We start from the raw sequence: 26,449 nt of genomic DNA on the forward strand, positions 1-26,449 counted from the left end.
CATGTAAGCTATGGCACTGCGAAGATCAGGCGTTGGTAACTTCAGGTTATCTGCTACAAAGTTCGCGATCTTGACCTTGACCGAGGAATCGGTTAAATTGTACGCAAAGCGTATCATTAGCAGAAATGAGGAACACGTAGCAATGATCATTGGGGTCGGAACAGATTTAATTGAAATTGCGCGAGTAGGCAAAATGCTAGAGGGATCTTCCGGCGATCGGTTTATGGAGCGGATTCTGACACCGGCGGAGCGGGAGTTAGCGCAAAAGCGCCGTGGACGACTCGCTGAATTTGTAGCAGGCCGTTTCGCCGCGAAGGAAGCGATCGTGAAAGCGATTGGCTGCGGCATCGGCAAGCAGATCGGTTTTCAAGATGTGGAGGTACTGCCGGATGCCCTAGGCAAGCCAACCTGCCAGGTGAAAGAGGAGGCCCTGCTGCGAGCAGGACTGGAAGGCAGCCACCGCATCCATATCAGCATTACACATACGGGATCCATGGCTGCGGCTTATGCGATTGTGGAGCAGGCGTGATGAAAGTTAGTTTAACGTCTTAGCTAGTTCGTACAAAGCAGTTCCAATGGAGCAGATTGGGCTCCACCTTAATTGAAGCAGACTAACTGCATTTCCTGCATGTAATTGAACAGATTTTGAAGCTGTAAAACAAATAGATGGATTTTCCGCTGTTAATTTCAATCGATGAAGCCGAAACCAGCTGCAATCGATGAAAATAGAAGCAGAAAATCCATCTAAACCGCGAATTTCAACGTTTTCCCCGAAATTAGCGGGAGGTTTTCCAGTTAGTTGGAAGCCCGTCCCCAAACCCGCAGCATATACCCGCTCACGAGCAGGCTGATGCCGCCCATTCCCTCAAGAATCACACCCGAATACCCCAGATACCACACGCCCATGATGGCGGTTAGCACGAATAGCCACAATCCCAAATAAATGAGGGATCTGCCGAGCAACAACCCGGCCTGCACGAAGCCGATGGCGAGTAGGAACGCTCGTAAAATCGGTGCAAACAGCGGATTGACCGCGCCAATCGCCTCCAACAAAGCAACTGCTGCGATGAGCAGCGCCCCTGGCAGCACGAGCATGAAGGGATGTCCCCAACCGCTGCTACTGCGTGCGGAGTCCTCATTTGCCTTCGAGTCCCCTGCACCCTCTCTAGGGCCAAATAGCTTCCGCATCCCCCAAATCTGAATTAAGCTGGCAACTACTGCGGTGATAAAAGCAGCTTGCTTCAGCCAATCCCAATCGCGCCAGTAGATGGCAAAATCAATAACGGCATTGAAAACCCACTCTGTGCCCCAGATGAAAAGCAACGCAATGAAACCTTGCGCTTCATGGAGCCAATCTTTTCTTTTATTATGTAACTGTTGGTTGCGAGTTTGGGCTAAATCAGCTTGCTTGGACGTTTGCATACATTCACCTCTAGTTTTATGTTCCATACTTCTCGTATAATGGTACCATATTCATTCATCTATTATAACTTGAACGTGCCCCATAGAGAAGGAGAGCTCATGTACAGCGAAGAACAGAAATTATATTTTTCCCAAAATCTCTTGGATTGGTACCAGACACATAAGCGTGATTTACCATGGCGAAGAAGTAAAAACCCTTATTATATATGGATTTCCGAAGTGATGCTGCAGCAAACTCGTGTGGATACCGTGATTCCGTATTTCCATCGGTTTGTAGATCAATTTCCAACCGTGGAAGCTTTGGCAACGGCACCAGAGGAGAATGTACTCAAAGCGTGGGAAGGACTCGGCTACTACTCGCGTGCGAGGAACCTGCAATCAGCAGTCAGAGAAGTACACGAACGTTACGAGGGCATTGTCCCGCAAAATAAAGAGGATATCTCCGCGCTCAAAGGTGTCGGCCCTTACACCTCTGGGGCGATCTTGAGTATCGCCTATAATAAGCCAGAGCCGGCGGTCGACGGCAATGTGATGCGCGTGCTTTCGCGTTATTTTCTGATCGAAGAAGATATTATGAAGCCCTCCACCCGCACAATTATGGAGAAGCTGGCGCGTGAACTCATCTTGGAGGGGACCGCAAGCGACTTCAATCAAGCGCTCATGGAGCTAGGAGCTATGGTCTGCACACCGAGGTCACCGCACTGCCTGACATGTCCTGTGATGGCACACTGTTCGGCACGAGAAGCTGGCATGGAAGAAGCGCTGCCGATCAAAAAGAAAGCCAAACCGCCCCGTCCAGAGCTGCGAGCAGTGGCTTTCATTGAAGGTACTGGTGAGCATGCGGGCAAATGGTTGATTAGACAGCGTCCGCAAGAGGGCTTGCTGGCACGCATGTGGGAGCTTCCCCATGTAGAATGGGCGACAGCTGCCTGGCAGTCCGATGAAGTGAATATGTCCGAGCTTCGCGAGGCGCTTGCCGAACAGGAACAAATTGGGATTCAACCGGATGAATGGTTTATGGATACCGAGCATATTTTCAGCCATATTGTCTGGAAAATGAAGGTGTACCGCGCTACGCTCGGTGACGCGAACCGGCCGAGTACGGGAGAAGAATGGATACCGTTCCATTATCGCTGGGTAGGTCCGGAGGACCTTCAAAATTACGCGTTTCCTAATGTTTTCGTGCGAATAATGAAAGAATGGCAGGAGCGAAACGAAGAGTAGCAGCAGCCCTAATCTATAATCGATAGGCTAGCGAATCTCGGCTTGTATCGCCTCTATATTTCTTAATGTAATTAGCTTTTTATCAATGTGAATAAGCTCGTCATCCAGAAGTTCTTGCAGCACTTTCGTCACGGACTCCCTTACGGTGCCTACTAAATTAGCCAGTTGCTGGTGAGTTAGCTTCACATCGATCAATAGTCCATTTGGTGTTGGAATGCCGTGCTGCTCGGATAAGCGGATTATCATTTTAATAATACGTGAGCGTACCCCGAGGAACGTTAAATCATAGATTTGATCATTCGCATGGCGCAAGCGTTGCATCGTCGTTTCCAGGAGCTTTAGGCATAGCCTAGGGCTCTTTTCCATGAACGAAGTGAATGCAGTTCGGTTAAGCACGTACAGGGTGCAAGGCGCCATCGTCTCGGCCGTTGCCGAACGTGTCATTCCACTGCTTAGCAGCGACATTTCCCCGAAAAAGTCTCCATCCCGAAACAAGGCCAGCGTGACTTCCTTCGCTTCATCTAGCCGATATATTTTCACGACGCCAGCTTGAATCACAAATAACTCCTCACCAACATCTCCTTCTCGGAAAAGGATTGTGTTCTTCTTTACTTTCTTTTCTGTAAACAAAGGGGCAATGGTAATCAAATCTTCTTCAGCGAGCTCTTGAAAAAGAGGGATATGTTGGAGCAAAGGGATAATGCCCAAGACCTCGTCAACTCATTTCCGGTTTAGATGTATTTACCATTATCGTACAGCTTGGCTCGAATGACGTAAAGAGAAATTAGGGTTTGTATGATAGGACTTTAGCCTACGCGTGTGGGTATTAATTGAATAAAATAAGAAAAAATGTCGAATTGGGCTGCTGAGTTGTATCCTATCCCATACAGGATGAAGAATATCTGAATATACTGCACCATCTCAATGGGAGGTGTATGCTTGTTGAAGCAAAGTTCAAGTAATAGCAGGAAAAAAGCAGTGGTGGTGAGTGGTTGCCACGAGAAGAAGAAAATCAGTAAAGCATGCTGTAAACCGACTAAACGTGGTCGCTCTTCATGTGTTGTAAAGATTACTTTACCGCCATCTGAAGGCGGGTATTGTCCGCCATGTCCACCGGGACCTCAGGGACCTCAAGGTCCGCAGGGTCCTCAAGGTGTGCAAGGACCCCAAGGCGTACAGGGCGCAGCAGGGGGGCAAGGGATGAAAGGAGACCCTGGAGCTACGGGGTCTACAGGGGCAACCGGAGCCACAGGGGCAACGGGAGCAACAGGAACAACAGGAGCCACGGGAGCCATGGGAGCCACAGGGGCAACAGGAGTTACAGGAGCCACAGGGAATACCGGCGCTACTGGGGATACTGGAGCGACAGGAGATACCGGAGCTACCGGGGATACAGGAGCAACAGGATATACTGGAGCTACTGGGGGTACCGGAGCGACAGGATATACTGGTGCAACAGGGAATACAGGAGCGACAGGAGATACTGGAGCGACTGGGGATACCGGAGCCACAGGGGATACCGGAGCCACAGGGAATACTGGAGCGACAGGAGATACCGGAGCCACAGGGGGTACTGGAGCGACCGGGGATACCGGAGCAACAGGAGATACTGGTGCGACTGGGAATACTGGAGCTACCGGGATTACCGGGGCCACCGGGGACACTGGAGCTGCGGGGAATACCGGAGCCACAGGAGCCACTGGGGCCACGGGAGAAGATGGCCCAACAGGTGCGACAGGATCAACAGGAGTTACTGGTCCCACCGGAACGACCGGAGCAATGGGAGCCACAGGAGATGCCGGGCCAACAGGAGCGACGGGAACAACGGGAGTCACAGGTGCAACTGGGCCTAATGGAACGACCGGAGCCACTGGAGCGACAGGAGATGCCGGCCCAACCGGTGCGACAGGATCTACAGGCGTCACAGGAAATACAGGCTCAACTGGAACGACCGGAGCAACCGGAGCCACGGGAGATGAGGGCCCAACAGGGCCAACAGGTGCTACAGGTGCAACTGGCACCACAGGAGCTACGGGTTCAACAGGGACTTTTACACCAGCATATGGTCAGATCTATAACAACACAGCAAGAAAAATCGATACTGGTGATAAAATTATTTTTAATAACAATGGTATTTTAGTAGGGATGACGCATGCGGTAAACTCGACGGATCTCATCGTAACAGTTGCCGGGGATTATGATGTGATCTACGAAGTTCTGACTAGAACTTATGGAGAAGATTCTTCACTTAATAGTGCTTATGCCATTTTTATCAATGGGGTTGCACAACCGCAATCTCAATATGGCATCCATGCTGATGTGGGGATAAGCCTAGATCGATTAATGACAGGATCGGCAATCGTGACGATTCCGGCGGGAGGCATTGTGACACTTGGGAATGTTGGGGTAACGGACGATATTATTCCTGACATTGTTGATGGTGTCACCGTCATTAATGCCTCGATTCGTTTGATCAAACTAAACTAGCGCTAAGCAACAAAAAAAGCGACCCGCGGGGTCGCTTTTTCAATGCCAATTACTTCGCTGCGTCGTAACGTTTGCCAACTTCGTTCCAGTTAACAACGTTCCAGAAAGCTGCGATGTAGTCAGGGCGTTTGTTTTGGTAGTTCAGGTAGTAAGCATGCTCCCAAACATCAAGACCAAGAACTGGCGTTTCGCCTTCCATGATCGGGCTGTCTTGGTTTGGCAAGCTGTATACTTTCAATTTACCAGCTTTGTCAACAGCTAGGAAAGCCCAGCCAGAGCCAAAACGTGTAGTTGCAGCAGCAGCGAAGTCTGCTTTGAATTTATCAAAGCCACCAAGCTCGCTGTCAATTGCAGCAGCTAGAGCGCCTGTAGGTGCGCCGCCAGCTTCTGGTCCGATTGTTTCCCAGAATAGGGAGTGGTTAGCGTGACCGCCACCATTGTTACGAACTGCAGTGCGGATATCTTCAGGAAGGCTGTTTAGGTCAGCGATCAGGTCATTAAGGGATTTATCATGCAGAGCAGGATGTTTGTCCAATGCTGCATTCAAGTTTGTTACATAAGCGTTATGATGACGATCGTGATGGATTTCCATTGTTTTTGCGTCGATGTGCGGCTCAAGAGCTTCGTTCGCGTACGGAAGAGCTGGTAGTTGATGTGCCATTGAATAAATACCTCCTAAAAGTTATGTAGTTTCAACTTCATTATGAAGCAACTCCGATAATAAAGCAACATTTGTGTTTACTAAGTCGGTCGCTAATCAGATACCTCGGCGTTCCATTTCCCTTGTAATTTGATTGTGCATAGCGGAATCTTGCTCGTGAAGCCAAGGGGATAAGTCGCTCATCGTGCGGTGGAGATGCAGCAGCTCGATTTCGGTCCATTCTTCAGGCTTTTTGGTGCTCAGCAGCTGAAAATCAGGAATGTTACGGGGATACTCTCCCTCGTTATCGAGTGTAATAATTTTATCAGACATGAGTTTCACCTCTTTCTCGTAGGAATATCCTCCTATAAGATGGTTTTTTTGGAGCGATCTCATACATCAGGCAAGGATGTAATCCTATATTTATCATGTCATGTCTAAAGCGTGTGGACTAAGCAGGCGATCATTAGAACTAGAATATTCTGCTCTATATTATAACTTAATGTTGTAAACGCTTGCATTTAAGCGCTTTCACGAGAAATATCGAAAAAAACAAAGTTTTTTGTGAATTTCACCACAATTTCAGCAGGATTTCGTGTTTTTTTGTCGTATTTACTAATTTACCAGAAAATTAATATCAACAAATTAATATGGAATTGGGAGAGAACCGTATGCATGTTCGTTCATTTCAGCTTGGTGATACCTCTTCGGTAAAAGAACTTCTAGAGGACGTTCTGTCGGAAACCTGCTATGAAGAGACGATTGAAGCCTTCGCACGTCAGCTATCGTGGGACACGGAGCTCGTTTTAATCGCGCAAGAAGAAGAGCAAGTTGTAGGCTTGATTATCGGTACGATTGATAATAACAATGGCTACTACTATCGGATCGCAGTCGCAACAGCATATCAACGTAAGGGTATCGGTAAAGCATTGATCGAAGCAATGAAGCAGCGGTTCCTCCAACGGAACGTGAAGAAAATTATGGTGACGGTTGATGTTCATAACGAAATCGTATTGCCTGTGTACGAGTCTGCGGGTTACAGTGCTGCTGACTTTTCCAGGGCTGCTCATCGCCTCAGTATTGTGAAGAAAGTAAGCGTGTAGCCCTTCACGGGGCTCAGCATGGAAATGAATAGGTTTGGCTTATAGGAAGCATATCTGTGCCGCCATTGCAATTGGGGGTCAGATATGCTTTTCTTAAAATATGAGAAAAACTTTTTGAGAGCGACTACAGGTTTAGATGTTGTTTTGTTTTAGGTTTAACATAAGGTGACGTTTTCGGCAGCAATTAACAAGGGAGCTTTGAACATGGATAAATTCACGCCGTATGTGATAAAAAGCTTCAAACATGACGGGCATCTGCATCGGATGTGGTTGACCAACTGGCGAGTACCCCAGCATATTCTCCATGAAGAGCATCAGAAGATGGGCATGATGGTGTTCATTAACAGCCAGACCAAGATTCAAGAAGCAGACGGCAAAGAATGGGTGAGCCGCATTCCAGGTGTTTCTTTTTTCATTCCGAAAATGTGGTTTAATATCGTTGCTCTAATGGAAGAAGCAGGTGTGCGCTATTATTGCAATGTGGCCTCACCACTTTATGTGAACGGGCGTGTGTTAACCTATATTGATTACGATCTGGATGTGATTCGGATGCCGGATCGAACTGTACATATCGTGGATCAAGAGGAATACGAGCGCCATAAGCTTCACTATCACTATTCTACTCTCGTCGAGTCGAAGGTGAAAGATGGCCTAGCTGCGCTGCTTGCGCTAGTTAATGGAGACAAGCCTCCCTTCCAGGATGAAACGGTGATTTACTATTACGAAGAGTGGGAAAAGCATAAGAACGGGGGCGTTTGAATGGGCTTTTTCGCAGGACGCGAAGATTCGAATGAAGTTATGGCTGCGCCGAGACATAATCATGAAGCCAAAAGCTTCACGCATGAGCTGTGGGATTGGACCAAATCCATTCTCGTAGCTCTTCTTGTTGTTATTGTTGTTCATCAATTCGGCTTTAATCTTTCCACAGTTCGCGGGCACTCGATGGACCCGACGTTAGCCGAAGGGAATTGGCTGTTCGTGAACAAAGCCATCACCTATCTGAAAGCGCCTAAACGTGGGGATATTGTCATACTGAAGGAGCCTGAGAAGCTCGTGCTACCCCAGCAGCACCCTTTCCTGGTCAAAAGGGTCGTCGCCATCGCGGGCGATGAAGTACAAGGGCGCTCAGGGGCGCTCTTTGTGAATGGCGACAAGGTCGATGAGTCGTACACAGATACGCCTATCGAGGATGGCGACTTCGGACCGACAGAGGTCGGTCAGGGAGAAATCTTCGTGATGGGCGATAATCGCCATCTGGCGGCAAGTGCAGACAGCAGACTGTTCGGAGTGATTCCGACTAGTCTTGTGCAAGGACGGGCAGAATTTGTACTTTGGCCGTTCGACATGGCTACGAAGCTATAAAGAAACCAATAAAGAGATGTAAATAACACAGTAATCAGATAGCCATTCAGGGAGGTGAGAGGGTTGACGGTTTCAGGCGAATTCAGCCTAGATGGGACAAGATTGGATTGGCGCAAGCTGAAACAAGAGATCGTGGAAGCCGCGCCCTCTCTCGGCATTGATAAGATCGGCTTTACTTCCGCGGAGCCGTTCCATGAACTTAGGGATATCCTTCTCCGCCACAGGGAGAAGGGCTTCGAATCCGGCTTCGAGGAGCCGGATATCGATAAGCGGGTATACCCCGAGCTGAGCTTCGAATCACCGCGGTCGATCATTTCGATCGCGGTCGCGTACCCGTCGAAGCTGGCGGACCCGCCCCGATCCGAGCCGGGAGCGTATCGGGGCATCATCTCGCGCTCCTCGTGGGGGAGCGACTATCACGACGTGCTTCGCGACCGACTCGCGAAGCTGGAGGCCTTCATCGCCGAGCGCGTGCCGGAGGCGAGACTGCAGAGCATGGTCGACACCGGTGTCCTAGTCGACCGTGCTGTCGCCGAGCGTGCCGGCATCGGCTGGAGCGGCAAAAACTGCGCCGTGATCACCCCCGAGTGGGGGTCGTGGGTATATTTGGGCGAAATCATCACGAACATTCCATTCGAATCCGATATATCGATTATGGATCAATGCGGAGACTGCACGATATGCATCGATGCTTGTCCGACAGGGGCGCTAGTCGGCCCAGGGCAGCTCAATTCAAGTCGCTGCATCTCGTTTATCACACAGACCAAAGGGTATGTGGATGACGAGTACAAACGCAAAATCGGCAACCGACTCTATGGCTGTGATACCTGCCAGATCGTCTGCCCGAAGAACAAGGGGATGAACTGGACGCATCATCCCGAGTTCACGCCTGACCCCGAGAAGGTCAAGCCGTTACTGATTCCCTTGCTCACAATGTCGAACAAGGATTTCAAAGAGCAGTACGGACGCATCGCGGCCTCCTGGCGCGGCAAAAAGCCGATCCAGCGCAACGCGATCATCGCGCTCGGCAATTTCAAGGACCGATCGGCGGTGCCGGTCCTGGTGGACCTGCTGCGGAGCGATCCCCGCCCGGAGATCCGGGCTACCGCAGCATGGGCCCTTGGCCGCATCGGCGGCGAGGAGGCCGTGTCGGCGCTGGAACGAGCTGCTGCAGCTGAGCAAGAGCCTCAGGTGCAGACGGATATCGACAAGGCGCTGGCTGCGCAGAAGAGCACAGCAGCCGTACAGGAGGAATAAAGATGAAACAGCTTCAGGAGCCAGTCCTGCTTTCTTATACAGAGATCCATACACCCATCGGTCCGCTAGTTCTTGTGGCATCTCCACAAGGGCTGTGCAAGGTGGAGTTTGGCACGTTCGAAGAGAACCGCGAGCGGCGCGAGCAGTGGGCTCGTCGCTGGTACGGAGAGTACGAGCTTAGCGAGAACACGGATGAGCAATTGACGTCTATCGCGCAGCAGTTAACGCAATATTTTACAGGTGAAAGAAAGAGCTTTGAAGGCGTCATGGATCTGCAAGGGACGGACTTTCAGAAACGTGTCTGGCAAGCGCTGCAGACGATTCCTTATGGAGAGACCGCATCGTACAAACATATTGCAGAGGCGATTGGCTCGCCGAAGGCCGTGAGAGCTGTTGGGGGAGCGAACAATCAGAACCCGATTCCTGTCATCATCCCGTGTCATCGCATCATTGGCGCAAGCGGTGATCTCGTTGGTTACGGTGGAGGCTTGCCGACGAAAGTTCACTTATTGGATTTAGAGCAAAACAAAGCAAACGCATAAGTTCAACAACTATAATACGTGGAGTGAATCCTATGAAATACGTGCACTTGGATTCTGTAGAGCCAGGACAATATCTGGGACGTACGATTTATTCAAGTAATGGCGCGATTCTGCTCGCGGATAATGTGCAATTAACGGTATTTATGATTAATACGCTGAATCGCATTGGGGTTACGATGATTTATATCAAAGACCCGAATCTAGAGGATGTCGAAATCCCGGAAATCCTTTCAGATGAAACGAAGCGGCTTGTCATGACTCAAATGGGGCAAACGTTTGCGGCAATCCAGTCGGGCAAAGAATTTAATACGCGTTCCGTCAGTATGTCGATTAATACGCTGCTCGATGAGATCATGAAGAATCGCGATGTCCTTATTCAACTGAATGATATTCGAACGCAAGACAACCAAATGTACATCCACGCGATGAACGTATGCATGATGGCTGTGCTCATCGGGATGAATATGGGGATGAATGCGACGCAGCTGAAAGACCTGGCCATGGGGGCACTCCTGCACGATATAGGCAAAGTGGAGCTGTTAACCGACGATGAGTCAGACGATCCGCGGAGGCATCATACATGGAGAGGCTTTGAGCTATTGAAGAGCAAGCGCGAGTTCTCTCTGTTGATTGCGCATGTGGCGTTCCAGCACCACGAGACGTTGACGGGGGATGGTGTTCCTAGAGGGCTCATGAATGAAGACATTCATCTCTATGCCAAAATAACGGCCGTCGCGAATATGTACGATAATTTGCTCTTCGATATGTCCGCCGGCAAGCGTAAGCTGCCTCATGAAGCTTGTGAATATATGCTGGCGCTAGCGGAAACGAAGCTGGATCGCGATGTGTTGATCCAATTCCTTAAAATCGTTTCTATCTACCCGACAGGTACTTCCGTGCGGTTAACGAATCGCGAGACGGGTGTTGTCGTGGGTCAACATAGAGGACTGCCGACGCGTCCGATCATTCGGATTGTGAAACAGGATGCTACAGACAAGGTGCTTGAGATCAAAGAGCTCGATTTGGCCAAAGAAACGACTCTATTTATAGAACAAGTGCTTTAGAAGCTAAGCATGTCTAGGGTATTATTTCGATTTGTAAAGCGTGGAACAGTAATGATATGATAGAACAAGTATTCTATTCTAATTATGTACAAGCAGGGGGCACAGGTTATGTGGAGTTATTTGATTCCCATTCTCACATTGATTGTTGGCTTGGTTGGCGGTTTCTTTATTGGGGTATTTTATTTGAAGAGACAATTGGAATCTATGCAGAACAATCCTGAAATGTTAGCCAAAATGGCGAAGCAAATGGGTTACAACATGAATAAGCAGCAGCTGAATAAAGCACAGCAAATGATGAAAAACCAAAATTTCAACCAAAAGAGGAAATAAGAAATAGGGTGGAGTGGTAGAGAAGATGGCATCCATCGACTATAAAAATGCATTGGTCGCAGAGAATCGTGAGAAGATCGAAGGCCATGTGCGGGAGATTTTACGCTTAATTGGTGAGGATGTAGATCGCGAAGGTCTATTGGATACACCAGCTCGTGTTACGCGTATGTATGAAGAAATTTTCTCGGGTTATGCAGCGGATCCTCGTGATGTGATCGGCGTAACCTTCGATGAACAGCACGAAGAGCTAGTGATCATCAAAGATATCGTGTATTACAGCCAGTGTGAGCACCATATGGCGCCTTTCTATGGCAAAGTCCATGTGGGTTACCTGCCAAGCGGTAAAGTAGCGGGGCTCAGCAAATTTGCTCGTCTAGTCGATGTCATTACTCGCAAGCTGCAGGTGCAAGAACGAATCACCTCTGAGATCGCGGATATCCTGGATGAGGTGCTCAAGCCGCATGGCGTCATGGTCGTCGTTGAGGGCGAGCATATGTGTATGTGCGCGAGAGGCGTGAAGAAATACGGCAGCCAAACAGTTACATCCGCAGTACGCGGCTCGTTCCGCAAGGATGCAACATTGCGTTCGGAATTCCTATCTTTAATCAAATCCTAATCAAACAGGGAATGTGCATGGAGACAATGGTCTTGTGCAGCATTCCCTTTTTTTGCGTATGCTGTAAGTTAGGCTTGTTGGCGACTGAGGAATATAGTATTCTTGTAAATTAATAAGGACGACAGAGTCGGTGATCGGTGGAGTCGGGTACCTTGCCATAGGAGTGAAGAGCGAAGTAGATGTTCGAAGAGTGACTATCGTACATGCTCTCGCATAAACTGAAAATAATGAATAGATGGCTTCAGCAGCAGGATACTGGTGAAAGATCGGCGCCTTTACAGCGCTAGAGGAGGCAAGCATATGAACGACATACGGAAATATCGGCCTGGTGAGGCAGCTTCCTCAAAATGGAGTGAAGAGCGGGATGAATTTGAGCGGGATTATGCAAGGTTGATTCAATCGCCGACCTTCCGGCGTCTGCAGGGGAAGTCTCAGGTGTTCGGTGCGGGTTCGGGGGATTACTATCGCACGCGTCTGACGCACTCCTTAGAGGTCGCTCAGATTGCACGGGAAGTGGCAAAGCGGTTAGAGCGGACGAATCCTTTTCTGAGCAAAAGGGAGCATCCAGGCCTGATCATCGATCCTACCGTGGTCGAGTGCGCATCGATTGCGCATGACTTCGGGCATCCGCCTTTTGGTCATAAGGGCGAAGAGGTGCTGAATCATATCCTGATGAGGGATCACGGCTTGAAATACGAGGGCAACGCGCAAAATTTCCGCATCTTAATGTTTTTGGAAAAGCGAGCAGGCAGCGAGAGCGGTCTAGACCTGACGGCAGCAGTGCTGCTCGGCATCAATAAGTATCCTTTTCTCATCGAGGAAGAGGGACGCCTCAAAGGTGTATATGGCGCCGAGTGGGACGTTATTCGCGAGCTGCGTGATACTTGGAAAATGCCTGCGGGCTGCTCCACATTAGAAGCGCAATTGATGGATTTATGCGATGATATCGCGTATTCCACGCATGATATTGAAGATGGGATTCGCGCGGGTAAAATCCAGATGAACGCCACGTTCTTCGAAGATCAACGGTTAAGACGGCATCTCGTGATGGAAATCCTGAATGACCCGAATCAGCACAAGTTCGGCTGGGAGCAAGTGGATATTGAGCAGATGGTAAGCCGCGTGCTGCATGACTATTTAGCGCAATGGGAAATTATTTTTGCCGAATGCAACCGAGAGGAATCGCGCACACGCCGAGAGATGAAGGCGCGCTGGGTCAGCTCTTTTGCTTCGAGACTCGACATCATCGATGATACGGAGCGCGGCTGGAAGAAAGTCGCGCTCGTCAGAGACGGCGCCGAGGATATGGACCTGCTGCGGACGATGGAAATTCTTAAGAAGCTGGCGTGGGTCACGCTGATCAAGGATTTCCGCGTCCTGCGTTTGCAGAAGCGCAGCGAGATCATCGTGGAGCGACTCTGGGACAGCTTCATCGATCAAGAGAAGGGGCAATGGATCATTCCGCCCGACTGGATCGATAGCTACGAGCGGCGCAACAGCAATTGGAGCTGGCCGCGCTTCGTGGCGGACTATATCTCAGGCATGACCGACGCGTATGCGGAGAAGGTGTATGCGGAGCTGTTTGCGAGTAAATCCGGCTCGATTTATGAGATGGATTGATGGATTGATGGAGTGATGGAGTGAGTGATTGGTTGCGTGAATGGGTGTTTGATGGATGGATGGTTTGAGGGATTGAGTGAATGAGTGATGGATTGAGTGATGGATTAAGTGATGGATTAAGTGATTAATTGAGCGGCCGATTGGGGGCTGCAGAATGAGTTCCTGAAAGGGCTCCTTCTGCAGCCCCTATTAGCTAGTGGAGCATCTACTGCGAACCCCAAACGGCCGTGCGCTGCACACTTTAGTGTTGCATCACTGCTGTAGCTGCTACAGTAGCACTACTTGCAGCCTACAGTTCATTCTCGCCCCGCCCCCGCCATTATTCGAAGAATAACTGGATTTTAGGTAGTTAATTCTGCCGTTTCCCGCCTTTTGAGATCGATAGATGGATTTCCTACAGTTAAATTCGGTGATTTTGAGCAAAGTGGACGAATAGTGTCGGATTAGCTGTACATTTTCCAGTTAAACGCTTTGTAGAGTGGAAGATGAGAAAATTAGCTGTATGTTATCCAGTTAGTTCATTGAGATTGGGATGTCAGACTAGCTAATGGATTAGGTATAGTTGGTTGCCGCTGTAGCTGCATCGAACAGCATGTGAGTTAGCACAGTGCAAGCGTTGAGGCAGTGTGGGTGAAACGACTAGCACGAAGTTAGTTGACTGAGTTGGGGGGAGCGTATGCTTGCCCCTTTTTAGCACATCCAGCGAAACGTAATGAATTAATTGACATACGGTTAATTATTCTGAAAAAGGGCAAAAAAATACCGACCTCACAGGAGGTCGATTTTATAGGGAGGAGGGAATACCAGCGTCAACTTGCACGGCTGTGAGAGTCGGCTGGATTCCGTTAAGGAAGTCCATCGTGCGGCTCACATACGTTTTAGGCTCAGCACGGTAAAGAAGCTCATGCTGCGCGTTAGGGAGAATCCAAAGCTTAGAAGCGGTGTTATGCTGTTGCTTGAACATCGACTCGACTAGAGCGTAAGGCGCTTTGTTGTCACTGGTGCCATGAATCATGAAAATCGGCATCGTGTACGAGGTCGTGGTTACTTTCGTGAAAGGAACCTGATGTAAGCTGATCCCGTTCAGCAAAGGGAAGAACATACGGACAAGCGGCAGAGAAGGATACTTAGGTACATGCACGGATTGATTTATATTTTGATAAAGGGTGTCCGAATTCAGCAGGAATGTGCTGTCCAGGATCATCCCAGAAATATCGCCGTTTTGCTGGAGCGCCGTCTGAAGTGCAGTGCCTGCTCCCATGGAAAAGCCCCAGATGTAGATCGAACCACCAGTTGTTTGTTTGATGTAATCGATAGCGCCGAGCAGCTCTTTGGACTCTTGGATACCACCAGTCATCAAGCGATTACTAGTTGGATTCACATAGCCATAGTCAAACATAAGCACATTATATTGCTGTTTATGAAGTTCACGGGCGAGAGTGTACAAAGGAACCCATTCTTCTTCGCGATTTCCACCATAGCCGTGGGAGAAAATAACCGTTTTAGCTGACGCCGCGGCTGGGATGAACCAACCTTCTAAGGTGGATTTGCCATTTTGACTCGGGAAAGATACGTTCGTGTAAGGCAGATGAACAGCTTTCAACGGATTCGAGTGAAGCGGGTCTATATGCGGTCGAGCCAATGTCCAAGCAATGTAGGCATGGAAGACGAGTACGGCCATGGTGCTGATAATTAAAAGGGCGAGAAGGATTGTCGTGATGAATTTTTTCCTGCGTAAAAAGGGTTGTGTAATGACCTGATCCAGTGTCGGTTGGAGCGATCCAGTAACAGGATTGAGTGTAGTTGTAGACATCGATGTAGCCTCCCTCCATGAAGATGTGTGTATGTGTGAAATGCCGCTAGTTAGAGGTGTTAACAAGTGAAGGGAGAGTAAATTGTTTAAATATTCTGATAAGTAATGCTATACTTTAATAGTAGTCTGAATGCGCTTTCAAGTCAATGTGGATGCGCCATTTGTAAGCCTATTGTAACGGTCCTGTAATAATGGGAAAAAGAGGTGATTGACCTTTACGAGGCGGGCGAGTTTCGTTATACTGAACATAACAAGGTTTCATATAGTGAAACTTTTTTCGTTTCATGAAGGTGGTGTTCATCCATGGAAGATGGCAAGCTTACCGTGCGTGCTGTTGAGCGCGCTTTAGATATTTTGCTTTGTTTTACGGGGGCGTCGGAACTGACGTTAACCGAAATTGCTAGCCGTGTTCAGCTTCACAAAAGCACTGTGCATCGCCTTCTAGCTTCCCTAGAAGGCAAGGGCTTCATCATGCGTGATGAAGCGACGGACAAATACAGATTAGGTTACCGGCTCTGGGAGCTTTCCGCTAACTTGTCCAAAGAAGGCGACCCTGGCATCATTCTGCTGCCCGAAATGGAAAGACTGCGCGATCAGCTCGGCGAAACGATCTCGCTGTACGTCCAGGACGGCTTGGTGCGTGTCCGCATCCAAGCGGTGCAGAGCAACCATGCCATCCGCCGTGTAGCCCCTGTGGGGGCGCGTATGCCGCTCTACGTCGGCGCCTCGAGCAAGGTGCTCGTCGCCTTCGCTGAGCAAGGGCTACTGGAGCAGCTGCTAGCCTCGGCCGATTGGCCGACCGGGCTAGACACGCAGACGTACCTGCAGCAGCTCAGCGACACCAGACGCGCAGGCTTTGCCACGAGCGTCGAAGAGCGCGAGCCGGGCGCGGCGGCTGTGTCCGCGCCGGTTCTAGACCGCGGCGGACGTCTCGTCGCCGCGCTTGCGGTCTCTGGCCCAGCGAACAGGCTCACGCTGGAGCTGATGCAAGAGCAGGCGCCGACGATTATGGAGGCGGCGCGCCGCATGGGGACGATGCTGCGGTAGGCAGCGTTCGTCAATCAGCCATGCGTGGGCTGGGGGTGGCATGCACGGAGCATGCCATGGCTTCCGTGGCGGCGATAAGCCTATCGCCCGCAAGTCCGCCGGATGGCAGGCGCGGGCGTAATAAGCCCTCGCCGTGGTCTAATCCCGAGAAATGGCTATTCGGGTCTTGCGGTAAGCAAGCTACGATGGCTTATCATGTGCTAACCACCCAGCTACCCCGCTGTCGGAGTAAATCTCCGCATCGAGGTGGCTTTTTCTAAGTACCCTTCGCACGTATCACCGTACCTATCACCGTACCTATCACCGTACCTATCACCGTACCTATCACCGTACCTATTTCCATACCTATTTCCATACCTATCTCCATCTCCATACTTGCATTTAACCATCGCCTCCATCTCTTCCCCCCCAACCAACATTCTCTCCTCACACTAACTCTCATTCACAAATCAGCTCACAACCCTCGTCCCTCCAACGGATGCTTTCCCGCCAAAAAGCCATACTAGAACTGGGAAGGGGAGTGTTCCAACCATGAAGAAGACAGCCTCGATGCTGGCGATCTGGATTAGTCTGGCCAGTAACATCGTGCTGACCGCAATCAAAATCATCATCGGCTTCATGTTCCAAAGCCAAGTGCTTATTGCCGATGGCATTCATAACGCGGGTGATGTCATCGCATCAGCGACAGCCTTTAGCGCTATGCGCGTGTCATCGAAGCCAGCGGATGTCGATCATCCTTACGGACATGGCAAAGCGGAGGTACTCGGCGCTTTTATCGTAGCCATTATATTAGGCGGGGCCGCGATCTATATGGGCTATCACTCGGTCCATGCCCTATTTGAGCCAGCTGGAGAGGCACATATCATCGCTTTATGCGCAGCAGTTGTATCACTCATCTGGAAGCAGATCCTCTATGTCTACACAATGCGCATCGGAAAAAGCCTCAACAGCAAAGGGCTCATTGCCACAGCTTACGACCATTTAGCGGACGTATACGCCTCGATAGCGGCTTCCGTGGGGATCGGATTGGGGTTGATTGGAGATCACTTCAATATTAGCTACCTAGCGTATGGAGATCCGGTAGCGGGGATCATTGTCTCTTTTCTCGTTTTAAAGCTGGCATATGAGATGGGCAGCGAATCCTTCGATATTTTGATGGAGCGGAGTGTAAGTGCCACCTATATCGAGCAATATGCGACGTTGATCCGTTCTGTACCAGAGGTTAAGCGAATCGACCGCCTGCGGGCGAGGGAGCATGGTCATTACATATTAGTGGATGCGCGGCTGGGCGTTTCGGGCACCTTGACGATTCAGGAAGGTCACGATATCAGCCGCAGAATTAAGCGTAAAATAAAAGAAGCCCATAGCGATGTGGATGAGGTGCTGGTGCATCTTAACCCATGGTATAAGGAAGAACAAGCTGACGCATGATGGAGTGCGCCAGTTTTTTTTGTGTTTCTTTGGATAGGTTAAAAAAAAGGAAACACCTCCACACAAGGCCGCTTCATCAGCGACTTCATATGCAGAGGTGTTTCCTTTATACATCACACTCATATTAGCTTTTTCACATACTTACTTCGCAAAAATATGATTTCCAATCTGTACCGTCTGTTGACGTGACCAGATCCAAGCGCTTGTCGCTGTTTTTGGGTTAAAATAGTACAACGCCCCGCCGGTTGGATCCCAACCGCGTACCGCATCCAAAGCTGCTTTGTAAGCCGTGCTATCTGGCGTTAGCCAGTACTGACCGTCACTTACAGCTGTGAAAGCACCAGGCTCGAACACAATGCCTTGAATCGTATTAGCGAACTGACTGGACTGCAGTCGGTTCATAACAACTGCACCTACGGCGACTTGACCTTCATACGATTCACCGCGGGCTTCACTGTAAATGACTTTAGCCAGCATATCCAGTTCAGCTTGGTTTACTGTGTACTTACGAAGCATTTCCCATGTTCTCGCACCAACGATGCCATCAACGCTAAGTCCATAGTTCGTTTGGAAATTACGAACGGCCGCGGCTGTAATCGGACCGTATTTGCCATCTATGGAAGGCTCATATAAGCCTAAAGTTTGAAGTCGGAATTGAGCATCCCATACATCACCATTTTGTGTGCCTTGTGTTAATGTCGTAGCTCCTGCTGCGGAAACCTTCGGGCTCCACGTTCCTGCATTCATTCCTAAACCAAAGGAAGCTACAAGTGCGACTACGACTAGTTTTTTAATCAACTTCATCTTCATCTCCCCTTTCGCTCCTCTCAGTATAGGCACCGATATAGGCGGTCTCAACCCGCAGTTTTTGGTAATGTAAGTCAATCCCTTGGGGCCGTAAGGCTAGAGCGGTGTTCATTTTTGATCAAAATGACCGATTTTTCGTCACTATTTCCCTTAAATATGGAAAAAGCCCGAGACCGCCATAAAGGCAATCCCGAGCTTTTTTGAAATGTGAGCATATACATGTTTCATATAATAATTTGGCTATATTTCTCCATAAACGCTCCCATCCTTGAAGGACGGCGTCGGCGTTTAATTTGGGTTATTCTGGTGTGCATTTCTTAGGTGTGTGTGTTTTGCTAATTGCTAAAACCTGTGTGTCTTAGTTTTTATTCTCAGCAAGAATCGAACGAAGAACGGTTTGCAGGATACCACCGTTACGGTAGTAGTCTACGTCAACCAAGCTATCCAAACGCACAAGAGCTGTGAATTCGAAGCTTGTGCCATCTTCGCGAGTTGCTGTTACTTTAACCGTTGAACCTGGTTGAACATCGTTGCTCAAGCCAGTGATGTCGAACGTTTCGCGACCTGTAATACCTAGCGTTTTCCAGCTTTCGCCGTTAACGAATTGAAGTGGAAGAACACCCATTCCAACAAGGTTACTACGGTGAATACGCTCGAAGCTTTCTGCGATTACAGCTTTAACGCCTAGCAAGAATGTACCTTTTGCTGCCCAGTCACGGGAAGATCCAGTTCCGTACTCTTTACCAGCGATAACGACTAGGTTTTGACCTTCAGCTTGATACTTCATGGAAGCATCATAGATGGACTCCACTTCGCCAGTTGGCAAGTAAGTTGTTACGCCGCCTTCCGTTCCTGGAGCCACTTGGTTACGAATACGAATGTTCGCGAACGTACCGCGCATCATTACTTCGTGGTTACCACGACGGGAACCGTAGGAGTTGAAGTCTTCTCTTTTTACACCATGGTTAATCAAGTATTGGCCTCCAGGGCTGTCAACTTTGATGTTACCAGCAGGGGAGATGTGATCCGTTGTTACGGAATCGCCCATAAGTGCTAGAGTTTTCGCGCTTCGGATATCTGCGATATCATCAAGAACTGTGCCTAGGTCTGTGAAGAACGGAGGCTCTTGGATGTATGTGGAGTTCGTGTCGAACTCGTACAGATCGCCTTCTGGAATTTGGATTGCGTTGAAACGCTCGTTCGCACGGAATACATTGCTGTATTTGTCGCGGAACATGTCAGGGCTCATTGCAATAGTAAGTGCATCTTGAATTTCTTGGTTTGTAGGCCAGATATCTTTCAAGTACACTGGTTTGTCGTTTTGGTCGTAACCGATTGGATCTTTCGCAAGATCGATGTTCACCGTACCAGCAAGAGCGTAAGCAACAACTAATGGAGGTGATCCAAGGTAGTTAGCTTTTACTTGTGCATGCACACGGCCTTCGAAGTTACGGTTACCAGAGATTACAGCTGCAACCGTCATATCGTTGTCGATAATTGCTTTGCTTACTTCGTCTGGAAGCGGACCGGAGTTACCGATACAAGTTGCACAGCCGTAACCTGCAACGTGGAAGCCAAGAGCTTCAAGGGACTCAAGAAGGCCTGCTTTGATCAGGTAGTCAGTAACAACAAGGGAACCTGGCGTCAAGGAGCTTTTCACGTAAGCTGGTTTTTTCAAACCAAGCGCTACCGCTTTTTTCGCTACAAGTCCAGCACCGATCATAACGCTTGGGTTGGATGTGTTTGTACAGGAAGTAATCGCCGCGATGACGACTGCGCCAGTACCCATTTTAACTGTTTCATTTGGATACACAACATCAACAACTTCAGCTACTTTCTCTTCTGACAAGCCGTATCCGCCTTTTTCTATCGGCGTACGGATGATAGCGTTGAAAGATTCTTTCATGTTCGTAAGCTCAACGCGATCTTGCGGACGTTTAGGACCAGCTAAGCTTGGAACTACCGTGCTAAGATCAAGCTCAAGAACTTCTGTGAACACTGGATCTGGTGTGCTGTCAGTGCGGAACATGTTTTGTGCTTTGTAGTAAGCTTCTACAAGCGCAATTTGCTCTTCTTCACGGCCAGTAGCACGCAAGTAGTTCAATGTTTCGTTATCAACAGGGAAGAAACCGATTGTTGCGCCATACTCAGGAGCCATATTGGCAACAGTTGCACGGTCAGCCAAGGAGATGTTGCTTAGACCAGGACCGAAGTACTCAACGAATTTACCAACAACGCCTTTTTTACGCAAAATTTGAGTAACAGTCAATGCCAAGTCAGTCGCTGTAGCGCCTTCTGCCAATTGACCAGTCAATTTAAAACCAACAACGTCTGGAGCGACGAAGTATAGAGGTTGACCAAGCATACCAGCTTCCGCTTCGATACCGCCAACGCCCCAACCTACAACACCAAGACCGTTGATCATTGTTGTATGGGAGTCTGTACCTACAAGGGAATCTGGGTACACGACAGTTTCGCCGTCGATTGTTTTCGTTGCTGCAACAGATGCCAAGTACTCCAAGTTAACTTGGTGAACGATACCTGTTGAAGGTGGCACAGCACGGAAGTTATCAAATGCAGTTTGTGCCCAACGCAAGAAACGGTAACGCTCTTCGTTTCTTTCGAATTCTAAGTCAATGTTCATTTCGAGTGCATCCGGGGATCCGAAAGCATCAACCATGACAGAGTGGTCAATAACAAGGTCTACAGGAACAAGCGGGTTGATACGTTTAGGATCTCCGCCTTCACGAGCCATAGTCGCGCGCATTGCCGCAAGGTCAACGACGACTGGAACGCCTGTGAAATCTTGAAGAACGATACGAGCTGGGATGAAAGGAATTTCTTTGTTCTCATCGCGGCCTTGAGCCCAACCAGCGATTTGTTTAACGTGCTCACTTGTAATCGCGCGACCGTCGAATTGACGGATAGCAGCTTCAAGCAAAACACGGATGGAAACAGGAAGGTTACTGATTGTGCCGTGACCTTGGCTTTCAAAGTCAGGAAGGCTGTAATACTGGAACGATTTCGTGCCGACAGTTAACTGCTTACGCACAGAAAAAGAGTCCTTATTGGACATGGGTAGTTCCTCCTCAAATAATAATATCAATCATCCATCGGATTTCATCTAGTGAAACTCGATTTCATAATTCCCTCTACCTCAAGTATAGCGTTTCATTGTGTATGAGTAAAGATTAATTTCAATCATTTTTACCATCAAAATGTCATATATTGAAACAATTCAAAGCAATTTAGGCTTGTCCTGCCAAAAGATAGATCGATCCTATAAAATCGCTAAGGAGGGTTACCAAGATGTCCTGGAAAACAGCGCTCTACAATTACGTTCATGCCAAAAATCAGGCAGAGCTCGAAGGCTCAGCCGCGCCCTTGGAAGCTTTTGTCTCGGACAGCGCTTATGTACGGAAACAGGATGTCAAGGTGCGTAAGCTCCTGAACAGTTACCGTGAACGCGATGCACAGCTGCTGAGAGGCGAGACGAAGCTTCGTCTGAAGGGCATGAAGGAATCGCCATACGGCATCATTGCCGATATTCAGCTGCACCGTTTTTTACATTATCGGATTGGTTCCATAGAACATCAGGAAGAGCGCATAGAGTCAGAGCGTGTGATTATTGAGAGCCGGGCCGCTGGGTGGCAAGTCCAAAGTGCGGAACTGCTGCAAAGCGAGAAGCAGCTTGCCCACAGTGGGCGCAGCTTTCACCAATCAGAGAATACCTCATTTCTAGATGCAGGGCGCAGTTCGCCATCTCTACCTTATATCAATCCTAGTATACGCAACACAGGGGGGATGGAATCCGTCCACCGCAAAATCATTTATAACCGTCCCAAAGCCGTCCAATATGCGGAAACTTGGTGGCAAACACCGAATCCGAGATACGAGTATTTCGAGGTAGATTGTACGAACTATGTCTCGCAATGCCTCTTTGCAGGCGGGGCCCCAATGGACTATACTGGAAAAAGGGATTCAGGCTGGTGGTATGCTGGTAAAAAGGGACATCAAGAGCTCTGGAGCTTCAGTTGGGCTGTTGCCAATAGCCTGCATCATTATTTAGCACGTTCCCATACACATGGGTTGACAGGTACGGAAGTAAAAGACCCGCGAGAGCTTCAGCCAGGAGATACCATCAGCTATGATTGGGATGGTGACGGCCGCTTTCAGCACAATACGGTTGTCATAGGTAAAGATGCCAATGGAATGCCGCTTGTTAATGCGCATACCTTTAATAGCCGCAATCGGTACTGGGCATATAAGGATTCACCTGCTTGGTCGGAACGGACGAAGTACGTGTTCATTCATGTTGCTGATGAAATGTAAGGCCAAGATATTGTAAATACTAGACGGAGGTACGTAATGAGCCGCAAAATACGAATTGGATTAATTTATGGAGGGAAATCCGGTGAGCATGACGTGTCTTTGCAAACAGCACTGGCCGTGATGAAAGCTGTGGACTTCACTAAATATGAAATAACACCGTTTTATATATCCAAAAAAGGCGAATGGAGAAGCGGAGCACCGCTATTAGGTCCTGCGGAATCGAGAGAAGTGCTGACGTTCAGCACAGGCGCAGATGCTGGAGCACCGGCTTCGAATGCGTTAGCGCCTATTTTCGGAGGCATCCAAACGAAGGGCGATGTAGCCATTTCAACGGCTAGCGGAGCTGAAGACGTAGGATTAGACGTTGTGTTCCCGCTTTTACATGGTACGTTTGGGGAAGACGGCACGATCCAAGGACTATTAGAAATGGCGAATATTCCTTATGTAGGAGCTGGTGTATTGGCTTCCGCGGTAGGCATGGATAAAGTCATGATGAAAAAAGTGTTTGCCCAAGAGGGGCTTCCACAGTGCATTTTCCGTCACTTCACCCGCACCGAGTGGGAAAAGAACCGCGCTTACCACCTGATGGAGCTCGAAACGGCGGTAGGCTATCCTTGCTTTGTAAAACCAGCTAACTTAGGCTCCAGCGTAGGGATCTCGAAAGCAAGAAACCAAGAGGAACTCATCGCAGCTGTTGCTTTTGCCTTCCAATATGACCGCAAGGTCATTGTTGAGGAAAATATCGATGCGCGTGAGATCGAGGTTGCCGTTCTAGGCAACGATGAGCCAATCGCTTCTGTCGTCGGCGAAATCGTATCTTCGAACGAATTCTACGATTACAAAGCCAAGTACCTGGACGGCAAATCAGCTATGGTAATTCCGGCTGAAATCTCCCAGGAAATCTCAGATGAGGTTAGACAGCTAGCGACCCGCGCCTTCTTGGCGGTGGATGGCAGCGGCTTGTCACGTGTCGACTTCTTCCTAGGTAAAACCGATCAAAAGATCTACATCAATGAAATCAATACGATGCCTGGATTCACACCTTTCAGCATGTATCCGCTGTTGTGGCAAGAGACAGGTAAACCCTATAAAGAGCTGCTAGATGATCTGATTCGCTTAGCACTTGAACGTCATGCAGCTAAGCAAAATATCCAATATTCTTTCGATGCGGAGTAGATGAGCCATGGGTTTTCAAACGGAATTCAATTCAGTTTGTAAGTTTAAGTCGGAGCAAGAGCTTTACGAGCTGCTCGAATATGGCCGCGGCAAAATGGTGAAGAGCGGCTTCCGCGTATTCCCGACCGGTCAGAAGGTCATCGCGTACACGCCTGATAATCAGGCGATTGCGATCGTTCGCATCGTGGCTTCTATCGCGGAAATTAATTTCCAAGGTGAAGAAGTCACACAGGTGGAGATGGAACTCATCCGCCGGTTAACGGAGGAAGAGTCTCGAGTTCAAACAGCACTTGCGTTTGAGATGTTTTTTGGAGAGCAAGCGTAGAGGGAAAAGCATAGAGAAGCATCGTCCTTTAGTTTTGAGGGGCGGTGTTTTTTGTTTATAAGCCTCTTATGCAGTTCATTGTCCCTTTCGAACGGAGTGCTAGCTTCATATAATAGCGTATCTTCGTAGAAAGGAAGTGTCATCAATGAAAAGGCACACAATCATTAGTACGGATGGCAGTTGGGTAAATGCTCTTGAAAACGAGCCAATCGAGGCATGGGTGCAACCGAGAGAAGGTGAAGCTTATGTGTGGGGGGCGAGTGATTCCATTGGGCCAGCAGCAGTGGTCGCCAAAACATTCAAAGTTCATTCAAATGAAATTAGGATAGCCACCTTATTCCTGTCCGTTGACAACTATGGCATCGTGCTCATTAACGGAGTCCCTGTGATTATCGACGAACCGCAGGATACTTTAGCCTTCTACAATCCAGGAAGAACCTTTCATATCGAGCCTTTCCTTCATAAAGGTGAAAATAACATTGTGATCGCTGGCTTTAATTCTCCATCCAATGCAAACCGAAGCGTTGGCAATCCAGCTGGTATCCTTGCTCGTATCGAAATCCAATACGAACAATAACCGAATCTTCTTATGAACAAAGGCCCCTTATGACGTTCTTGAACGTCGAAGGGCTTTTTGTGCTTGAGTAGGGTAAATCAAGACAAGATTAGGCCGTAAAAGAGGACGCTTAAGTTGGTATGTGCATCTATGGGCTAGGGTAATCTAATTATGAGAAAATTCGGGTTTCTTAGCAACGAGACCATAGCAACTCTATAATCCATTTTGGAAACGAACCTGGAGGTTAACCGAAATGCTCATTCGCCTCGGATATGTAGCCATGTCCACCGTGGTAAAGAATGCATCCCCGTCCAAGACGATGACGGCAACGAATTTTAATAAACTGCTCGATCGTGAAGCAGCCATTCGTAAACTGCAGCGTATCGGCGCCGAAAATTTACATAATACGCTCCGATTGCTCAAACATAATCGTGCCCATGACATAATGGTATTCCGATTCTCGTCGCGATTTATCCCACTGATCGGTCATGAGATGCTGGGCGATTGGGATCCGATTCCGGCGCTATCTGCGGAATTCGAGGAGCTTGGCAGCTATGCCAAGCAGAATGGCATGCGCGTCAGCTTCCATCCGGATCACTTCACCGTGCTGAGCACCCCGCGGAAGGATGTTCTCCAGAAATCTGTCGAAGATTTAGAGCGTCACTCCGCCATGCTGAACGCCATGGGGCTAGGTATGGAGGCGATGTGCAACATTCATGTCGGCGGCTCTTATGGCGATAAAACGAAATCCGCGAAGCGATTTGTGCAGAATTTCAACGCGCTTCGAATCCCCATCCAACGGCGGATCACACTCGAAAATGACGACAAAACCTTCAACGCGCTAGAGACGCTTGAGATTGCCGAAGAAGTCGGAGCTCCGATGGTGCTTGACGTTCATCATCATGCGGTTAATAACGGCGGAGAAGATGCTGCCGAACTGTGGCCGCGCATTCAAGAGACATGGCTGACGCGTGCACGGATGCAGCTCGATGAGGCATCAGCAATGCTGCCCCCCAAAATCCACGTTTCCAGCCCGAAAGCAGAAACAGAGCCGAGAAGTCACGCTGATTACGTGGAGGTGGGGCCGCTCTATGATTTTCTCAAGAAGATCGCGCCGATGACGCCGAAACTCGATATTATGATTGAAGCGAAGATGAAAGACAGCGCCTTATTCAAGCTGATGGAAGACTTGAAGGAACAGGAAGGCGTCACGGAGATTGATCAAGCATCGCTGCAACTTTAAATTCCATATTTTGCTTGAAAATTCGGACAAAATGGGGTAGCTTGGAGAGTGG

General features: G+C 48.9%; 26 protein-coding genes. 19 read left to right on the forward strand and 7 right to left on the reverse strand.

What is annotated here, in order from left to right; all coding sequences use genetic code 11:
* The first annotated feature begins 10 nt into the window (after window positions 1-10).
* Window positions 11-529 (forward strand): holo-ACP synthase, encoded by a 519-nt coding sequence (gene acpS / locus A8709_RS07355; RefSeq protein WP_341833416.1) that lies wholly within the window; start codon window positions 11-13, stop codon window positions 527-529.
* A 266-nt stretch (window positions 530-795) separates the two neighbouring features.
* Here acpS and A8709_RS07360 read toward each other — a convergent pair whose 3' ends face one another.
* Window positions 796-1,422, reverse strand: a complete 627-nt coding sequence (locus A8709_RS07360; RefSeq protein ID WP_065851556.1) for a hypothetical protein — start codon at window positions 1,420-1,422, stop codon at window positions 796-798.
* A gap of 99 nt (window positions 1,423-1,521) precedes the next feature.
* Between A8709_RS07360 and mutY the strand changes: the two genes are divergently transcribed.
* A complete protein-coding gene (gene mutY, locus A8709_RS07365; RefSeq protein WP_065851557.1) occupies window positions 1,522-2,646 on the forward strand; it encodes an A/G-specific adenine glycosylase in 1,125 nt (374 codons plus the stop codon).
* 27 nt (window positions 2,647-2,673) lie between these two features.
* Here the strand turns inward: mutY and A8709_RS07370 are convergent, their stop codons facing one another.
* Window positions 2,674-3,339 carry a Crp/Fnr family transcriptional regulator gene (locus tag A8709_RS07370; protein ID WP_244163122.1) on the reverse strand — a complete coding sequence of 222 codons (666 nt, stop codon included), beginning with the start codon at window positions 3,337-3,339 and terminating at the stop codon, window positions 2,674-2,676.
* 507 nt (window positions 3,340-3,846) lie between these two features.
* On the opposite strand from A8709_RS07370, the gene A8709_RS35410 reads away from it, so the two are divergent.
* On the forward strand, window positions 3,847-5,133 hold the full coding sequence (locus A8709_RS35410) for a collagen-like protein (protein WP_279615847.1): 1,287 nt from the start codon (window positions 3,847-3,849) through the stop codon (window positions 5,131-5,133).
* Window positions 5,134-5,182: 49 nt separating this feature from the next.
* Here A8709_RS35410 and A8709_RS07380 read toward each other — a convergent pair whose 3' ends face one another.
* Together A8709_RS07380 and A8709_RS07385 are read right to left on the reverse strand one after the other, a co-directional pair.
* Window positions 5,183-5,794, reverse strand: a complete 612-nt coding sequence (locus A8709_RS07380) for a superoxide dismutase (RefSeq protein ID WP_028555379.1) — start codon at window positions 5,792-5,794, stop codon at window positions 5,183-5,185.
* A gap of 96 nt (window positions 5,795-5,890) precedes the next feature.
* On the reverse strand, window positions 5,891-6,106 hold the full coding sequence (locus tag A8709_RS07385) for a hypothetical protein (protein ID WP_065851561.1): 216 nt from the start codon (window positions 6,104-6,106) through the stop codon (window positions 5,891-5,893).
* Window positions 6,107-6,444: 338 nt separating this feature from the next.
* On the opposite strand from A8709_RS07385, the gene A8709_RS07390 reads away from it, so the two are divergent.
* The 9 genes from A8709_RS07390 to A8709_RS07430 all read left to right on the forward strand — a co-directional run bounded on the left by A8709_RS07390 (window position 6,445) and on the right by A8709_RS07430 (window position 13,667).
* Complete coding sequence (locus tag A8709_RS07390; RefSeq protein WP_065851563.1) at window positions 6,445-6,876, forward strand: GNAT family N-acetyltransferase; 432 nt, start codon at window positions 6,445-6,447, stop codon at window positions 6,874-6,876.
* 204 nt (window positions 6,877-7,080) lie between these two features.
* Window positions 7,081-7,635, forward strand: a complete 555-nt coding sequence (locus A8709_RS07395; RefSeq protein ID WP_065851565.1) for a DUF402 domain-containing protein — start codon at window positions 7,081-7,083, stop codon at window positions 7,633-7,635.
* Window positions 7,636-8,238 (forward strand): signal peptidase I, encoded by a 603-nt coding sequence (gene lepB, locus A8709_RS07400; protein ID WP_065851566.1) that lies wholly within the window; start codon window positions 7,636-7,638, stop codon window positions 8,236-8,238.
* 63 nt (window positions 8,239-8,301) lie between these two features.
* Window positions 8,302-9,495 (forward strand): tRNA epoxyqueuosine(34) reductase QueG, encoded by a 1,194-nt coding sequence (gene queG / locus A8709_RS07405; RefSeq protein WP_065851568.1) that lies wholly within the window; start codon window positions 8,302-8,304, stop codon window positions 9,493-9,495.
* Window positions 9,496-9,497: 2 nt separating this feature from the next.
* Window positions 9,498-10,037 (forward strand): methylated-DNA--[protein]-cysteine S-methyltransferase, encoded by a 540-nt coding sequence (locus A8709_RS07410; RefSeq protein ID WP_065851569.1) that lies wholly within the window; start codon window positions 9,498-9,500, stop codon window positions 10,035-10,037.
* 32 nt (window positions 10,038-10,069) lie between these two features.
* Window positions 10,070-11,101 (forward strand): HD-GYP domain-containing protein, encoded by a 1,032-nt coding sequence (locus A8709_RS07415; protein WP_065851571.1) that lies wholly within the window; start codon window positions 10,070-10,072, stop codon window positions 11,099-11,101.
* 108 nt (window positions 11,102-11,209) lie between these two features.
* Window positions 11,210-11,431 (forward strand): YneF family protein, encoded by a 222-nt coding sequence (locus A8709_RS07420; RefSeq protein ID WP_028555371.1) that lies wholly within the window; start codon window positions 11,210-11,212, stop codon window positions 11,429-11,431.
* 25 nt (window positions 11,432-11,456) lie between these two features.
* Window positions 11,457-12,047 (forward strand): GTP cyclohydrolase I FolE, encoded by a 591-nt coding sequence (folE, locus tag A8709_RS07425; protein ID WP_065851573.1) that lies wholly within the window; start codon window positions 11,457-11,459, stop codon window positions 12,045-12,047.
* A gap of 300 nt (window positions 12,048-12,347) precedes the next feature.
* Window positions 12,348-13,667: a deoxyguanosinetriphosphate triphosphohydrolase family protein gene (locus A8709_RS07430; protein WP_065851574.1), complete on the forward strand. Its 1,320-nt coding sequence runs from the start codon at window positions 12,348-12,350 to the stop codon at window positions 13,665-13,667.
* A 784-nt stretch (window positions 13,668-14,451) separates the two neighbouring features.
* Here the strand turns inward: A8709_RS07430 and A8709_RS07435 are convergent.
* Window positions 14,452-15,480, reverse strand: a complete 1,029-nt coding sequence (locus tag A8709_RS07435) for an alpha/beta hydrolase (protein WP_065851576.1) — start codon at window positions 15,478-15,480, stop codon at window positions 14,452-14,454.
* Between the two features lie 303 nt (window positions 15,481-15,783).
* Here A8709_RS07435 and A8709_RS07440 point away from each other — a divergent pair, with 303 nt between their 5' ends.
* Window positions 15,784-16,527, forward strand: a complete 744-nt coding sequence (locus A8709_RS07440; RefSeq protein ID WP_065851578.1) for an IclR family transcriptional regulator — start codon at window positions 15,784-15,786, stop codon at window positions 16,525-16,527.
* 531 nt (window positions 16,528-17,058) lie between these two features.
* Window positions 17,059-17,958 (forward strand): cation diffusion facilitator family transporter, encoded by a 900-nt coding sequence (locus A8709_RS07445; RefSeq protein ID WP_065851580.1) that lies wholly within the window; start codon window positions 17,059-17,061, stop codon window positions 17,956-17,958.
* A gap of 141 nt (window positions 17,959-18,099) precedes the next feature.
* On the opposite strand, the gene sleB is transcribed toward A8709_RS07445, so the two are convergent.
* On the reverse strand, window positions 18,100-18,768 hold the full coding sequence (sleB, locus tag A8709_RS07450; protein ID WP_065851582.1) for a spore cortex-lytic enzyme: 669 nt from the start codon (window positions 18,766-18,768) through the stop codon (window positions 18,100-18,102).
* 355 nt (window positions 18,769-19,123) lie between these two features.
* On the reverse strand, window positions 19,124-21,841 hold the full coding sequence (gene acnA, locus A8709_RS07455) for an aconitate hydratase AcnA (protein WP_065851584.1): 2,718 nt from the start codon (window positions 21,839-21,841) through the stop codon (window positions 19,124-19,126).
* Between the two features lie 233 nt (window positions 21,842-22,074).
* Here acnA and A8709_RS07460 point away from each other — a divergent pair, with 233 nt between their 5' ends.
* The 5 genes from A8709_RS07460 to uvsE all read left to right on the forward strand — a co-directional run bounded on the left by A8709_RS07460 (window position 22,075) and on the right by uvsE (window position 26,397).
* Entirely contained in the window at window positions 22,075-23,097 is a 1,023-nt protein-coding gene (locus tag A8709_RS07460) for an amidase domain-containing protein (protein ID WP_065851586.1), read from the forward strand.
* A gap of 36 nt (window positions 23,098-23,133) precedes the next feature.
* Window positions 23,134-24,273, forward strand: a complete 1,140-nt coding sequence (locus A8709_RS07465; RefSeq protein WP_065851588.1) for a D-alanine--D-alanine ligase — start codon at window positions 23,134-23,136, stop codon at window positions 24,271-24,273.
* Between the two features lie 7 nt (window positions 24,274-24,280).
* Entirely contained in the window at window positions 24,281-24,598 is a 318-nt protein-coding gene (locus tag A8709_RS07470) for a hypothetical protein (protein ID WP_065851589.1), read from the forward strand.
* A gap of 145 nt (window positions 24,599-24,743) precedes the next feature.
* Window positions 24,744-25,175 (forward strand): hypothetical protein, encoded by a 432-nt coding sequence (locus A8709_RS07475; protein WP_065851591.1) that lies wholly within the window; start codon window positions 24,744-24,746, stop codon window positions 25,173-25,175.
* A gap of 232 nt (window positions 25,176-25,407) precedes the next feature.
* Window positions 25,408-26,397, forward strand: coding sequence for a UV DNA damage repair endonuclease UvsE (uvsE, locus tag A8709_RS07480; protein WP_065851592.1), 990 nt, complete (start codon window positions 25,408-25,410; stop codon window positions 26,395-26,397).
* The last annotated feature ends 52 nt before the right edge of the window (window positions 26,398-26,449 follow it).

The sequence above is a fragment of the Paenibacillus pectinilyticus genome (assembly GCF_001700435.1).
GTDB lineage: Bacteria > Bacillota > Bacilli > Paenibacillales > NBRC-103111 > Paenibacillus_E > Paenibacillus_E pectinilyticus.